Raw genomic sequence first — 12,869 nt, forward strand, 5'->3', positions numbered from 1 at the left:
AGCATGCGATTCTAGACGTTGCCGGGGAAGGCGTATTCACCCTTCAGGCGCAGCGGATGAAACCTTCCTGCTGCGCCCGGGCCCGGGGACGGGTCCCCTGGCGGAGCGCTTCGAGCATGTGCTGCAGCGCCGTTGCGTCTTCCTCGCCGAAGCCGCGCTTGAAATCGGTCAGCACCAGCCGGGAACGTGTCGGCCAGTTGCCGGGGGCATCGTCGATCGCGCACCAGGCGGTCGTCGCCGCATCGAGCTGACGGTGGGAAAGCCAGAGCATCGCTTCGCGCTCGCGCAGCCCGTACAGCTCCGCCTCCTGGTGGGCGAACAGCTGTGGCGTGGTGTCGAGCACGCGCGGGCGGATGTCGGGTGAAAAGCGGCCGCTCAGGCGGGGGAGCGAATACAGCATGCGCCAGTCCGAAGAGATGATGATGCGCGCCTCGTCGTAGTCGCGCAGGACGCCTTCGATCAGCGGCAGGCTGCGAAAATCCTCGACTCCGCCCAGGGGGTGGGTGACGCCGTCGAAGTCCATGAAAATGTAGGTTTTCTGTGCCGTCATGGTCGGGGTGCAAGAGGCGGGCGGAGGGCCGGGGGAATCTGGATGTTGCGGTGCGCAATATACTTGAATCATACTGCAATGTGGATATCAGTATTCACTTCATATGCGGCGGAGGTCGCCCGACGGGCTTGTGCCCGGGCGTGCCGCATTTTCAGCGCTTGATTCCGCAGGAGAATGATCCGTGCAACCCATTGTTGATCTTCAGGGCAAGGTCGGCCTGATCACCGGTATCGCAAACGAGAAATCCATTTCCACGGGGGTGGCGGAAGCCTGTGCCCAAGCCGGCGCGCGACTGGTGATCACCTACCAGAACGAGCGCACTCGCGCCTTCATCGAGCCGGTGGTCCATCGCCTGGGGGTCGAGGATGTCTACCTGCTCGATGCGACCCGGCCGGATACCCAGCAGGAGGTGTTCGAGCGCATCCGTGCGCGCTTCGGCAAGCTCGATTTCGCCGTGCACAGCATGGCCTTTGCCAAGCGTGACGACCTGCACGGCCGGGTCGTCGATACTTCGGCCGACGGCTTTGCGCTGGCCATGGATGTGTCCACCCATTCCTTCATCCGCCTGGCGCGCATGTGCGAGCCGCTGATGGAGCTGGCCGGTGGCGGATCGCTGGTGACGATGACCTATCTGGGCAGTGAAAAGGTCATTCCGAACTACGGCATGATGGGGCTGTGCAAGGCCGCGCTGGAAGCCGCGACGCGCTACCTGGCGGCAGAGCTCGGCCCGCGCAACATCCGCGTCAATGCGGTGTCTCCGGGGCCGCTGATGACGCGCGCCGCCTCGGGCATCGCCGGTTTCGACGGTCTCATGGCGGCGGCGGTGGACCGTGCGCCCATGCACAGGCTGGTCACGCCGGAAGACATCGGTGCGCTGACCGCCTTCCTCGTCTCCGATGCGGGGCGGCTGGTGACGGGGGGCGTGCACTTCCTCGATGCCGGCTACAACATCATGGCTTGAGCACGGCCATGGACGCTTTTGAAGAAGCCGGCCCCGAGGCCCTGGTGCGGGGCATCGTGCTGCCCGATCCGGTTCCCTCCCACCCGCTGCTCGAGGGCAAGGCCGAGATCGGGCGGGGCGAATACAGCATCGTCTTCGACAAGGGGGATGGCGAGCGCGTCTACAAGGTGGTGAGTTCGCCGGCCGATTATTTCCTGCTGACCGCCGACGACCGTCCGCAGGGGCGGCATTTCCCGATCGTTCATGTCGATCACGGGGTCATCGGGCGGGCGCAGTCGGGCTACCTGTTCCACCTGCTCGAGATGGAAAAGCTGTATCCGCTGGTCCCGCAGTCCTCCTCCGCGGCACTGGCCTTGCGCTTGGCGGCGCTGTACTGGGAAGCCTGCCGGCAATGGAGCCAGCTGGGAGCGGACATGGGCCGCATCGCCCTGCACCAGATCGCCACCGGGCCGACCGAGTTCCAGGGGTCGATGCACGAGGCCTTGCGTGCGCTGGATGAGTTCGTCGAGGGCTATCAGGTGCTGCCCGACCTGCTGCATGCGGACAACCTGATGATGCGCAAGGACGGCACGCTGGTGTTTTCCGATCCGGTGTTCATCGCCTGACCCGCCCGCCGTCCTGAAAGAGCAGGGCGGCGGGCGGGAGCCTAGGTGCGGGCCGGCACCATCAGCTCGGCCTGGCCTTCGAGCACGACCCTGCCGCCTACCGTGCATACGGTGTCGAAGCTCGCGCGCCGGCGCTCCGGATTCAGTGCGGTGAGGGTGACGCGCGCGATCACGGTGTCGCCGGGGCGCACCGGCGCCTTGAAGCGTAGGGACTGCGAAAGATAGATGCTGCCGGGGCCGGGCAGGCGGGTGCCGAACACGGTGGACAGGTAGCTTGCCGACAGCATGCCGTGGGCGATGCGCCCTTCGAACATCGAGGCCTCGGCCAGCTCCTGGTTCATGTGCATCGGATTGGTGTCGCCGGACACGCCGGCGAACATCAGGATGTCGGCGTCGGTGATGGTGCGCGCCAGCGCTGCGCTCATCCCGACTTCGAGATCCTCGAAGTGGTAACCGTAGAATTCGTCGAAATTCCTGTTCACATCAGTCATGTGTTGTACCTCGCGTCGGGGAAACCGGATCGTTGTGTTGGCAACGGGGGGTGCTTCTGGCTTGCTGCCGCCGTGCCAATGGCATAGGCATGAGGTGCCGGTGCCGCCTGGCCTGCTTGCGATTGCGTGAGGTGATGAACGAAGGCGGTGCCTGCTGCCGTCGTTGATGATGATAGGAGAATATGTGATCTGCGGCTCCGCGGCCAGTCCCGGGCGCCGTCCACATGCGCGCCGATGATCCGGGGGCAGCGCGTGCCGGTCGTGATGCGCGGCAGGAGGCGTCCGCTTCGGGTTGGGGCGTGCGTGCTAAACTCCGCGCCACTCCCCGCCACCCCGCTGGAAACCTCATGGAAGTCGTCGTTCTCGCCGCCGGTCAGGGCAAGCGCATGCGCTCGGTCCTGCCCAAGGTTCTCCAACCGCTCGCCGGCCAGCCGCTGCTGGCCCACGTGCTCGCCGCCGCGCGCGCGCTCGAGGCGCGGCGCATCTGCGTGGTGCATGGCCACGGCGGCGAAGCGGTGCGCGCGCGCCTGGATGCGCCCGACCTCGCCTGGGCGCGGCAGGAGCCGCAGCTGGGCACCGGTCACGCGGTGCAGCAGGCGCTGGCGCACCTCACCGACGGCGAACTGGCGCTGGTGCTGTACGGCGACGTGCCGCTGATCGGCGTGCCCACGCTGCACCGGCTGGTGGCCGCGGCTGGCGACGGGCGCCTCGCGCTGCTGACCGTGAAGATGGACGACCCCACCGGCTACGGCCGCATCCTGCGCGATGCCGCCGGCCGCGTCGTCCGCATCGTCGAGGACAAGGACGCCCGCGCCGAGGAGCGCACGGTGAAGGAAGTCAACACCGGCATCCTCGTCGCCCCGGTGGCCCGCCTGCGCGACTGGCTCGGGCGCATCGGCAACGACAACGCCCAGGGCGAGTACTACCTGACCGACATCATCGGGCTGGCGGTCGCCGACGGCGTCGAAGTCGCCGCCGTGCACCCGGATACCGTCGCCGAAACCCTCGGCGTCAACAGCAAGGCCCAGCTCGCCGAGCTCGAGCGCGTCTACCAGGCCGGCATCGCCCGCCGCCTGCTCGACGAGGGCGTCACCCTGATCGACCCCGCGCGCCTCGACGTGCGCGGCGCGCTCCGCTGCGGACGCGACGTCGAGATCGACGTCAATTGCGTGTTCGAAGGCGAGGTCGAACTCGGCGACGGCGTGCACATCGGCGCCCATTGCGTGATCCGCAACGCCCGTCTCGGCGCCGGCACCCGCATCGCGCCGTTCAGCCACCTCGACGGCACCGCGATGGGGCGCGACTGCGTCATCGGCCCCTACGCCCGCACCCGCCCCGGCACCACGCTGGGCGACGACGTCCATCTGGGCAACTTCGTCGAGGTCAAGAACAGCGCGATCGCCGACCACTCGAAGGCCAACCACCTCGCCTATATCGGCGATGCCGACGTCGGCCGTCGGGTCAACATCGGCGCCGGCACCATCACCTGCAACTACGACGGCGTCAACAAGCACCGCACCGTGATCGAGGACGAGGTCTTCATCGGCTCCGACTCCCAGCTCGTCGCCCCGGTGCGCGTCGGCCGCGGCGCCACCCTGGGCGCGGGCACCACCCTGACCAAGGACGCGCCGCCCGATCAGCTCACCGTGTCGCGGGCGAAGCAGATGTCCATCGCCAGCTGGAAGAAACCGCTCAAGCAGCCGCGCTGAATTCCCGCGGGCATGGCGGCAGGGCGCAGTGACGGGCTGTGGTCGCCGCCCGCGCCGGACCGGCAGCAGTTACACGACAACCGAACAAGGAAGCTCCGCCATGTGTGGCATCGTCACCGCCATCGCTCCCCACAACGTCGTCCCCGTGCTCCTCGAGGGCCTGCGCAAGCTCGAATACCGCGGCTACGACTCGGCCGGCCTCGCCGTGCTCGCCGGCACGCTCACCCGCCTGCGCTCGGCCGGGCGTGTCGCCGAACTCGCCGCGCTCGCCGATGCGCACCGGCTTTCCGCCCACGTCGGGATCGCCCACACGCGCTGGGCGACCCACGGCGTGCCCTCCGAGCGCAACGCCCACCCGCACATTTCGGGCGGCCTCGCGGTGGTGCACAACGGCATCATCGAGAACTTCGAGGCGATCAAGACCCGCCTGCAGGGCGAAGGCTACGTGTTCGCCTCCGAGACCGACACCGAGGCCATCGCCCACCTCATCCACCGCACGCTGCAGGACACGCCCGATCTGTTCGAGGCGGTGCGCCTGGCCACCGCCGAACTCGTCGGTGCCTACGCCATCGGCGTGATCGCCGAGGCTGAGCCGGAGCGCGCCATCGTCGCCCGCCGCGGCTCGCCGCTGCTCCTCGGCATCGGCGGCGATGGCGGCGTAGACGGCATGTACGCCGCCTCCGACACCGCCGCGCTGCTGCAGGTCACGCGCCGCATCGTCTATCTGGAAGACGGCGACCTCGCCGAGCTGCGCCGCGACGCTTACCGTATCGTGCGCGCCGACGGCACCCCGGTCGAACGCGCCGAGCACCTGTCGAGCCTGTCGGCCGATGCCGTCGAACTGGGCAAGTACCGCCACTACATGCAGAAGGAAATCTTCGAGCAGCCCCAGGCGCTCGCCAACACCCTGGAGCTGATCGCCGGCGGCGGCGGGATCAGCGCGCAGCACTTCGGCGCGCGCGCCGCGGAGGTGTTCGGCGGCGTGCGCCGGGTGCTGGTGCTGGCCTGCGGCACCAGCTATCACGCCGGCCTGGTGGCGCGCTACTGGATCGAGTCGATGGCGAAGATTCCGGTCACGGTCGAGATCGCCAGCGAATACCGCTATCGCGAATCCGTCCCCGACCCCGACACCCTGGTCGTGGTCATCTCGCAGTCGGGCGAGACCGCCGACACCCTCGCCGCGCTCAAGCACGCCAAGGCGCTCGGCATGGCGCGCACGCTGGCGATCTGCAACGTGCCCGAATCGGCCATCGTGCGCGAGACCGCGCTGCGCTTCATCACCCGCGCCGGGCCCGAGATCGGTGTCGCCTCGACCAAGGCGTTCACCACCCAGCTCGCCGCCTTCGCGCTGCTGACGCTGGCGCTCGCGAAGCTCGCCGGCCGCCTCAGCGAAGCCGACGAAGCCCGCCACCTCGGCGCGCTGCGTCACCTGCCAGTGGCGGTGCAGAAGGTGCTCGAACTCGAACCCGAAATCGAAAAATGGGCGCAGCGCTTCGCCGCCAAGGAGCACGCGCTGTTCCTCGGCCGCGGCCGCCACTGGCCGATCGCGATGGAAGGCGCGCTCAAGCTCAAGGAAATCTCCTACATCCACGCCGAAGCCTACGCCGCCGGCGAACTCAAGCACGGTCCGCTCGCGCTGGTGGACAAGGACATGCCGGTGATCGCGGTGGCGCCCGCCGACGAGCTGCTGGAAAAGCTCAAGTCCAACCTGCAGGAAGTGCGCGCCCGCGGCGGCGAGCTCTACGTGTTCGCCGACGCCGGCAGCGAGATCCCCGAGTCCGAAGGCGTGCACATTCTCCACATGCCCGAGCACTACGGCATGCTGTCGCCGGTGCTGCACGTGATCCCGCTGCAGCTGCTGTCCTACCATGCCGCGCTGGTGAAGGGGACGGACGTGGACAAGCCGCGGAACCTGGCGAAGTCGGTTACGGTGGAGTGAGGGGCGGGACCGCTGCCGCAGTTGTTCCTTGCCAATAAAGTCGACAACGTGGAAATAAAGTCGAAAACGCCCGGGAGCTACCCGGGCGTTTTCGTTTCGGACGATGTTCGTGTTGGAGAACTCGGGGGCGCTCTCTATTCGGCGGCCGACGGTCGCCGTGAGTCCGACTGGCTCGCCAACCTGCTCATGCCGAGTCCTCAGGATGGCTGCATAACCGGTTGAACGTGAACGACTTTCCCGGGGGAATCCATGTCATCGGAATTCGATGGCCCTGGATGGCAAGCCGACTTCAGCATCACATTCCCGTCAGACACCCAGCTGTCTTCGCCCGATCAAGGCGTCGGTGGTGCCCCGTGCGGAGGCAAGGTGATCGTGAAGCCGGTGACACCGTCAGCGGATTGGGCAGTGATTTTCCCCCCGTGGGCCCGGACGATGGAGCGCGTGATCGCAAGCCCGAGCCCTGCGCCTTCACCGCGGGACTCGCGCTGGGCGCTACCGCGATGGAAGCGTTCGAAGATCCGCTCGATCTGATCGGCGGGGATCGGGTCGCCGACATTGCAGACTGCGAGATGGATGCCGGCGGCGGCGGCGTCGATCCTGATCGTGATCCGCCCCCCGTCCGGGGTGTGGCGCAGGGCGTTCGAGATCAGGTTCGACAAGGCACGTCGCAGCATCAGGCGATCACCCTGAACGCTTGCTTGGCCCTGGCGCACGATGCCGACCTGGCGCTCTTCGGCCAGGGCTTCGTAGAAATCGATCAGTGCATCCGCCTCCAGGGCCAGGTCGACGGGTTCGCTGGCGTGCGCGAGGGTGTTCTGGTCGGCCTTGGCGAGAAACAGCATGTCGCTGACCATGCGCGCGATGCGCTCGTACTCCTCGAGGTTCGAGGCCAGGATGTCCTGATATTCGGTGATCGTGCGCGGCCGCGACAGCGCGACCTGGGTCTGGGTCATCAGGTTCGAGATCGGCGTGCGCAGTTCGTGGGCAATGTCCGCCGAATAGTCGCCGAGGCGCTGGAAAGCGGCTTCGAGCCGAGCGAGCATGCCATTGAAGGCCTCGACGTGGTCGCGCACCTCGAGCGGTGCATCATCGATGGCGAGACGCTCGGCGAGCTGCCGTGCCGACAGCCTGCGGGCGGTCTCGGTGACCCGGCGCAGGGGGGCCAGGCCCCGGTGCGCGGCAAACCAGCCGAATAGCGCTGCCGCCAATGCCGCTGCGACCACGCCCGCCCAGGTTGCATTGCGCACCGACGTGAGGAAATGGGCGTGATGCGAAAGGTCGAGTGCGACCAGCGCCTCGATCGTCTGGTCGGTCGAGCCGATGCGCGGTAGCGCGATGCCGACCTCGACCCCTCGATGAGGGCGCTCATCCACGGTCCAGTCGGCCGACGCCCCCGGAAGGCGCTCTCCAGCCCGCTGGGCAGCGGTGAAGTGCTCGGGATGGATGACGTACAGGACGCGCCCGTCGACGTCGCGAAGCAGGACACCGAGGCTTTCATGTCCAACGAAGGCGCGTTCGAGCGCCTGGATGCGTTCCGGTCGTCCGCCTGTCGCCGCATCTTCTTGCAGCGCGTTGCGGATGAGCGTGACCTTGCCCTGCAGTTCGTGCAGGTCGAGCTCCTGGAAATGCGCCTCCAGCATACGGCCAAAGAGAACCGCCACCAGCACCAGCAGGCTTGCGGTGAGGGCGGCAAAAAGCGCTGCCAGTCGGGCCGTCAGCGAGTGGATGCGGATCACCGTCACGCCGGCTCCATCGCCTCGAGGACGTAGCCCATGCCGCGCACCGTGCGGATCAGCTTCGGTTCGAAGGGGTCGTCCACCTTGACCCGCAAGCGGCGCACCGCCACCTCGATCACGTTGGTGTCGCTGTCGAAGTTCATGTCCCACACCTGCGAGGCGATCAAGGATCGCGGCAGCACCTCGCCCTTGCGGCGCAGCAGCAACTCGAGCAGGGAAAACTCCTTGGCGGTGAGGTCGATGCGCTGTCCGCATCGGGTCACGCGGCGGCGCAGCAGATCCAGCTCCAGGTTCGCCGAGCGCAGGATCTCCGGTTCGTGGTTTCGCCCGCGACGCAGCAGGGTGCGCACCCGCGCAAGGAACTCGGAAAACGCGAAGGGCTTGACCAGGTAGTCGTCGGCGCCGAGCTCGAGGCCCCGGACCCGATCCTCGACCTGATCGCGTGCGGTCAGGAACAGCACCGGCGTCTCACGACTGCTGCGGCGCAGTGTCTGCAATATTCCCCAGCCGTCCAGCGACGGCAACATCACGTCGAGCACGATGAGGTCGTAGTCGCCATTGAGTGCGAGATGAAGCCCATCAAGGCCATCCCTGGCAAGGTCGACGACGAGCCCGGCCTCGGTCAGCCCCTGGCGCAGGTAGTCGCCGGTCTTCACTTCGTCTTCGACGATCAGGATTTTCATTGCTTCGCTCCTACACGTTTCGTGCTGCCTGTGGCCGATTTTGCCCCCGGGGTGCTGGATCGCACCAAGGATTACAAAAATGTAATTCCCCGGTCAGGCCGACGACAGGCAGGCGGATGCAAGATGCCCTGTGTGGCACAGCGTTCCGTATCACCACGGCGCCCTCCCAGCCGCGCCGAACTGAACACCCGGGCGCGGAGCGATGGCCTCCCACGCTCCCGCGATTCAAGCAACATGGACAGGGATTCCCATGAAAAGTCGTCGCCGATTTCTGGCCACCAGCCTTGCCGCCGGTGTGCTTGCCGTTCACCGCAGCGCGTTCGCCCATGGCAATGCCGAGCATGCCGCCAAAGCCGCGTCCGCGCCCCCCAGCGAGCAGCTGGACTGGGGGATTGCGGGCGATGGGAGATCGGTCTCGCGCACGATCGCCATCGTGATGACCGATGAAATGCGCTTCGTACCCGGCCACATCGAGGTCCGCCTGGGCGAGACGATCCGCTTCACCCACGAGAATCGAGGCGCGGTGATGCACGAGATGGTGGTCGGCACGCCCGCGACGCTTGCCGAGCACGCGGAGCTGATGCAGCGCTTCCCCGGGATGGAACATGACGAGCCATGGATGGCGCATGTCGCGCCCGGCGGGCGCGGCGAGATGATCTGGCACTTCAACAGTGCGGGGGAGTTCCAGTTCGCCTGCCTGATCCCCGGCCATTTCCAGGCCGGGATGATCGGCACGATCAAGGTTGGCTGACGGAAATGTAATCCCTGCGTCAGCGTCCCGTCGGTGAGCGCTTCGCATAATGGCGCCGACGTTCGAATCCACCCAGAATTTCAACCCCTGGAAAAACCGATCATGAAGAAGACCCTCATCACCACGGCACTCCTGGCCCTGCTCGGTGGCACCGCTCCGATGGCGTTGGCGCAGGCCGATCACAGCGCCCATCACGGCGGGGCGAGCGCCCCGAGCGAGGCTGACGCCAGGCTGGCCGACGGCACGGTGAAGAAGCTCGACAAGCCGGCCGGCAAGCTCACCATTGCCCATGGCCCGCTCGAGTCGCTGGGCATGCCGGCGATGACCATGGTGTTCCGCGCGGCCCAGCCGGGCCTGCTCGATCAGGTCAAGGTCGGCGACAAGATCCGCTTTTCCGTCGAGAGGGTCGGTGGTGTGCTGACCGTGACGTCTCTCGAAACTGTCCAGTGACACGGACCCTGCAGGTACGTCGTGCTCCACTCTGACCATCCACCCCGGGCATGCTCTCCCGGCTGGATCAACGCTGAGGCGGGTGGCGAAGTGCCTGTGCATGCACTCGACCGCCTGCCGGAATCGTTTCTCGATGAAATCCCCGTTCGCAGTACCCTCATCCCGCCTGCCCCGTCCTGCAGCGCTTGCACTGGTGTTGGCATTCACACTGGGAAGCGGCAGTGCCTGGACCCAGGGCTCGTCCGATACTCCGGCGCTCGGCACGAGCCCCCAGGCGCTGGTTGAATATGCGCGCCAACGCAACCCCGGCTTTGCCGCCGCCCGCGCGGAAGCGTCCGCAGCGTATGAGCGCGTGACCCCTGCGGGTGCGCTGCCCGACCCGACGCTCGAGGTCGAGCTGATGGACGCCACCAACACCATGAACGGGCGCCCGGCCTCGCTGCTGCCCGGCCAGGTGGGGGAGACGCGCTACCGCATCACCCAGCCGCTGCCCGGGTGGGGCAAGCGCGACCTGGCGGTGAAGGCCGCCGAGGCGCAGGCGACCCAGGCCGATGCGATGCGTGACGCCGCCTGGGCCGAGCTTGCGGCGAAGATCGAGACGCTGTGGTTGCGCTACTACGCCGCCGACCGCGAGCGGGTCCTCAACCGCGAGGGGCTGACCCTGCTGCAAAGCCTGGAAGAGCTTGCACTGGCCCGTTACGCGCTGGGTCTGCTGCCGCAGCAGGCGGTGTTGCGCATGCAGCGCGAGATCACCTCCCAGCGCCTCGCGCTGGTCGAGGTCGAGCAGCGCCGCAAGGGCCTCGCGACGGGGCTCAATGGCCTGCTCGGCCGCGCGCACGACGCGCCGCTCGCCGCGCCCGCCGATCCGCCGCTCCTGCCCGAGGGGCTGGCGCCAGGTGCCCTGTTCGAGGCGGCCGCCGGTACCAACCCGGAGGTCCAGGTCGCCGCCAACGACATCGACGTCGCCCGCGCCGGGCGCGAGCGCACCTACCGCGACCGCCTGCCGGACTTCGCCGTCGGCGTGACCAACAACCGGCCGTACGAAGGCAAGTCCTCGTGGGATGTGATGTTCGAGGTGATGATCCCGCTGCAGCAGTCCAGCCGTCGCGCCAGGGAGCGCGAAGCCGAGTACATGCTGATGGCGGCCGAGGCACGGCGCGAGGACGCCAGGGCGCGCGCGTCGGGGGAGCTCGGCACCGCCTGGTCGATGTACGCGCAGGGCCGCGAAACCTTGCGCCTGCTCGAACATACGCTGCTGCCGCAGGCGCAGGCCACGCGGGATGCCAGTCAGGCCGCGCTCAGCAGCGGCAAGGTCGACTTCGACAGCGTGATCGAAGCCGAGCGCCAGCTCATCGACATCCGGACTCAACGCTTGAAGGCCGAGCTCGACACGCGCCTGGCGCTGACCGAAATCAAGAAACTGACGGGGGATTTGAAGTGAGCTCAGCCGTTCGAATGACGGCGATCGCGGTGGGCGTGGCGATTGCCGCAGGCGCAGGGTACGGGGTTGCGCACCTGCAAAATACCGGAAATCCAGTTCCGCCGATCGGCGCAAGCCAGGCGCAGGCCGATCGCGCGGCCCCGGCCGAAGGCGAACGCAAGATCCTCTATTACCGCAACCCGATGGGCCTGCCCGATACCTCGCCGGTGCCGAAGAAGGATTCGATGGGCATGGACTACATCCCGGTCTATGCCGACGACAAACCGGACGATAGCGGCGCGGTGGCGGTCAGTCCGGTGCGCATCCAGACCCTGGGGGTGAAGACCGCCGAGGTCGAACTGCGCGCGGTGGACGCCGCGGTGCGTGCCAGCGGCCGGATCGAGATCGACGAGCGCACCCAGGTCGTGGTCGCGCCGCGCTTCGAGGGCTGGATCGAACGCCTGCACGTGAATGCGGTGGGCGATCCGGTGAACAAGGGCCAGCCGCTGTTCACCGCCTACAGCCCCGAGTTGCAATCGACCGGTGAGGAATTGCGCATCGCCGAGCGCCTGGCCCGCCAGAGCGCCGCCCACGACCCGGTCGCCAGCGAATCCGCCCGGCGCCTGGCCGAGGCGACGCGGACGCGCCTGCGCAATCTGGAGGTGGCCGGCCAGGCCGGGGCGCGCCAGGTCTTCCACGCCCCGGTGAGTGGCGTGGTACTGGACAAGATGGCGATCGAGGGCGGGCGCTTCATGCCCGGCGAGGCGCTGTTCCGCATCGCCGACCTGTCGAAGGTGTGGATCATCGCCGACGTCTACGAGCAGGACCTCGCCCGCGTGCAGGTTGGCCAGGGTGCGCAGATCACGCTCGACGCCTGGCCCGGGCGCAGCTTCGCGGCGCGCGTCGACTACCTGTATCCCACGCTCGACCCGGCCACGCGCAGCACCCGGGTGCGCCTGGAACTGGACAACGCGCAAGGCCTGCTGCGCCCCGGGATGTTTGCTCAGGTCTCGCTCGCGGCGGGCGACGCCAGCCCGAGGACGGTGGTGCCGAGCTCGGCGATCATCGACGATGGCGAACGGCGGGTCGTGCTGATTGCGCTCGGCGAAGGGCGCTTCAAGCCGCAGCCGGTGAAGCTGGGCGAGCGCGGCCGCGAGGTGGTCGAGGTGCTCGAAGGCGTGGCGACGGGCGATCGCGTCGTGGTGTCAGCCAACTTCCTGATCGACTCGGAAAGCCAGCTCAAGGCGGCACTCTCCAACTTGGTCGAGCCCGATGCCGGCGATCAGTCCCAAGCGAGCCCGACCCGTTACGAAGCGCAAGGGACGTTCGATGCACTCGACGCCGAAGGCGGCAGCGTGACGATGACGCATGGCGAGATCCCGGCCCTCCAGTGGCCGGCGATGACCATGGACTTCATGATTGCCGATCCGGCGCTGGTGAAGAGCATCGCCCCAGGCTCGCCGGTGCGGTTCGTCTTCGAGGCGGGTGAGCCAGGCGAGTACATCATCACCGGGATCGAGCCGGTTGCAGGCACTGCGCCTGCACCGAGCGCCGGCGGTCACGGGGGGCACTGA

General features: G+C 67.7%; 12 protein-coding genes. 8 read left to right on the plus strand and 4 right to left on the minus strand.

All coding sequences use genetic code 11. The annotated features are described in order from the left end of the window. Positions 1-43: 43 nt before the first annotated feature. A complete protein-coding gene (locus Tchl_RS03805; RefSeq protein ID WP_075147224.1) occupies positions 44-550 on the minus strand; it encodes an HAD domain-containing protein in 507 nt (168 codons plus the stop codon). 181 nt (positions 551-731) lie between these two features. Here Tchl_RS03805 and fabI point away from each other — a divergent pair, with 181 nt between their 5' ends. Both fabI and Tchl_RS03815 read left to right on the plus strand, forming a co-directional pair. Further along, a complete protein-coding gene (fabI, locus tag Tchl_RS03810) occupies positions 732-1,511 on the plus strand; it encodes an enoyl-ACP reductase FabI (protein WP_075147225.1) in 780 nt (259 codons plus the stop codon). Between the two features lie 8 nt (positions 1,512-1,519). Beyond that, positions 1,520-2,116 (plus strand): hypothetical protein, encoded by a 597-nt coding sequence (locus Tchl_RS03815; RefSeq protein WP_075147226.1) that lies wholly within the window; start codon positions 1,520-1,522, stop codon positions 2,114-2,116. A gap of 41 nt (positions 2,117-2,157) precedes the next feature. Here the strand turns inward: Tchl_RS03815 and Tchl_RS03820 are convergent, their stop codons facing one another. Further along, positions 2,158-2,607: a MaoC family dehydratase gene (locus Tchl_RS03820; protein WP_075147227.1), complete on the minus strand. Its 450-nt coding sequence runs from the start codon at positions 2,605-2,607 to the stop codon at positions 2,158-2,160. A gap of 347 nt (positions 2,608-2,954) precedes the next feature. Here Tchl_RS03820 and glmU point away from each other — a divergent pair, with 347 nt between their 5' ends. Beyond that, positions 2,955-4,316, plus strand: a complete 1,362-nt coding sequence (glmU, locus tag Tchl_RS03825; RefSeq protein WP_075147228.1) for a bifunctional UDP-N-acetylglucosamine diphosphorylase/glucosamine-1-phosphate N-acetyltransferase GlmU — start codon at positions 2,955-2,957, stop codon at positions 4,314-4,316. A gap of 100 nt (positions 4,317-4,416) precedes the next feature. After that, positions 4,417-6,255, plus strand: coding sequence for a glutamine--fructose-6-phosphate transaminase (isomerizing) (glmS, locus tag Tchl_RS03830; RefSeq protein WP_075147229.1), 1,839 nt, complete (start codon positions 4,417-4,419; stop codon positions 6,253-6,255). A 332-nt stretch (positions 6,256-6,587) separates the two neighbouring features. Here glmS and Tchl_RS03835 read toward each other — a convergent pair whose 3' ends face one another. Both Tchl_RS03835 and Tchl_RS03840 read right to left on the minus strand, forming a co-directional pair. Continuing rightward, a complete protein-coding gene (locus Tchl_RS03835; protein WP_075149561.1) occupies positions 6,588-7,991 on the minus strand; it encodes a heavy metal sensor histidine kinase in 1,404 nt (467 codons plus the stop codon). Positions 7,992-7,993: 2 nt separating this feature from the next. Beyond that, entirely contained in the window at positions 7,994-8,674 is a 681-nt protein-coding gene (locus Tchl_RS03840; protein ID WP_075147230.1) for a heavy metal response regulator transcription factor, read from the minus strand. 250 nt (positions 8,675-8,924) lie between these two features. Here Tchl_RS03840 and Tchl_RS03845 point away from each other — a divergent pair, with 250 nt between their 5' ends. From Tchl_RS03845 to Tchl_RS03860, 4 genes are all read left to right on the plus strand, one after another. After that, positions 8,925-9,425, plus strand: coding sequence for a cupredoxin domain-containing protein (locus tag Tchl_RS03845; protein WP_075147231.1), 501 nt, complete (start codon positions 8,925-8,927; stop codon positions 9,423-9,425). A 102-nt stretch (positions 9,426-9,527) separates the two neighbouring features. Further along, positions 9,528-9,875, plus strand: coding sequence for a copper-binding protein (locus tag Tchl_RS03850; RefSeq protein ID WP_075147232.1), 348 nt, complete (start codon positions 9,528-9,530; stop codon positions 9,873-9,875). Positions 9,876-10,008: 133 nt separating this feature from the next. Continuing rightward, on the plus strand, positions 10,009-11,316 hold the full coding sequence (locus Tchl_RS03855) for a TolC family protein (protein WP_075147233.1): 1,308 nt from the start codon (positions 10,009-10,011) through the stop codon (positions 11,314-11,316). Positions 11,317-11,330: 14 nt separating this feature from the next. Beyond that, positions 11,331-12,869, plus strand: coding sequence for an efflux RND transporter periplasmic adaptor subunit (locus tag Tchl_RS03860; RefSeq protein WP_075147234.1), 1,539 nt, complete (start codon positions 11,331-11,333; stop codon positions 12,867-12,869).

This window comes from Thauera chlorobenzoica (assembly GCF_001922305.1).
GTDB lineage: Bacteria > Pseudomonadota > Gammaproteobacteria > Burkholderiales > Rhodocyclaceae > Thauera > Thauera chlorobenzoica.

Excerpts from the sequence above, each read along its gene's own strand:
- Tchl_RS03805 (WP_075147224.1), bottom strand. The coding sequence starts at position 550 with ATGACGGCACAGAAAACCTACATTTTCATGGACTTCGACGGCGTCACC.
- Tchl_RS03815 (WP_075147226.1), top strand. The coding sequence starts at position 1,520 with ATGGACGCTTTTGAAGAAGCCGGCCCCGAGGCCCTGGTGCGGGGCATC.
- Tchl_RS03820 (WP_075147227.1), bottom strand. The coding sequence starts at position 2,607 with ATGACTGATGTGAACAGGAATTTCGACGAATTCTACGGTTACCACTTC.
- glmU (WP_075147228.1), top strand. The coding sequence starts at position 2,955 with ATGGAAGTCGTCGTTCTCGCCGCCGGTCAGGGCAAGCGCATGCGCTCG.
- glmS (WP_075147229.1), top strand. The coding sequence starts at position 4,417 with ATGTGTGGCATCGTCACCGCCATCGCTCCCCACAACGTCGTCCCCGTG.
- Tchl_RS03840 (WP_075147230.1), bottom strand. The coding sequence starts at position 8,674 with ATGAAAATCCTGATCGTCGAAGACGAAGTGAAGACCGGCGACTACCTG.
- Tchl_RS03845 (WP_075147231.1), top strand. The coding sequence starts at position 8,925 with ATGAAAAGTCGTCGCCGATTTCTGGCCACCAGCCTTGCCGCCGGTGTG.
- Tchl_RS03850 (WP_075147232.1), top strand. The coding sequence starts at position 9,528 with ATGAAGAAGACCCTCATCACCACGGCACTCCTGGCCCTGCTCGGTGGC.
- Tchl_RS03855 (WP_075147233.1), top strand. The coding sequence starts at position 10,009 with ATGAAATCCCCGTTCGCAGTACCCTCATCCCGCCTGCCCCGTCCTGCA.
- Tchl_RS03860 (WP_075147234.1), top strand. The coding sequence starts at position 11,331 with ATGACGGCGATCGCGGTGGGCGTGGCGATTGCCGCAGGCGCAGGGTAC.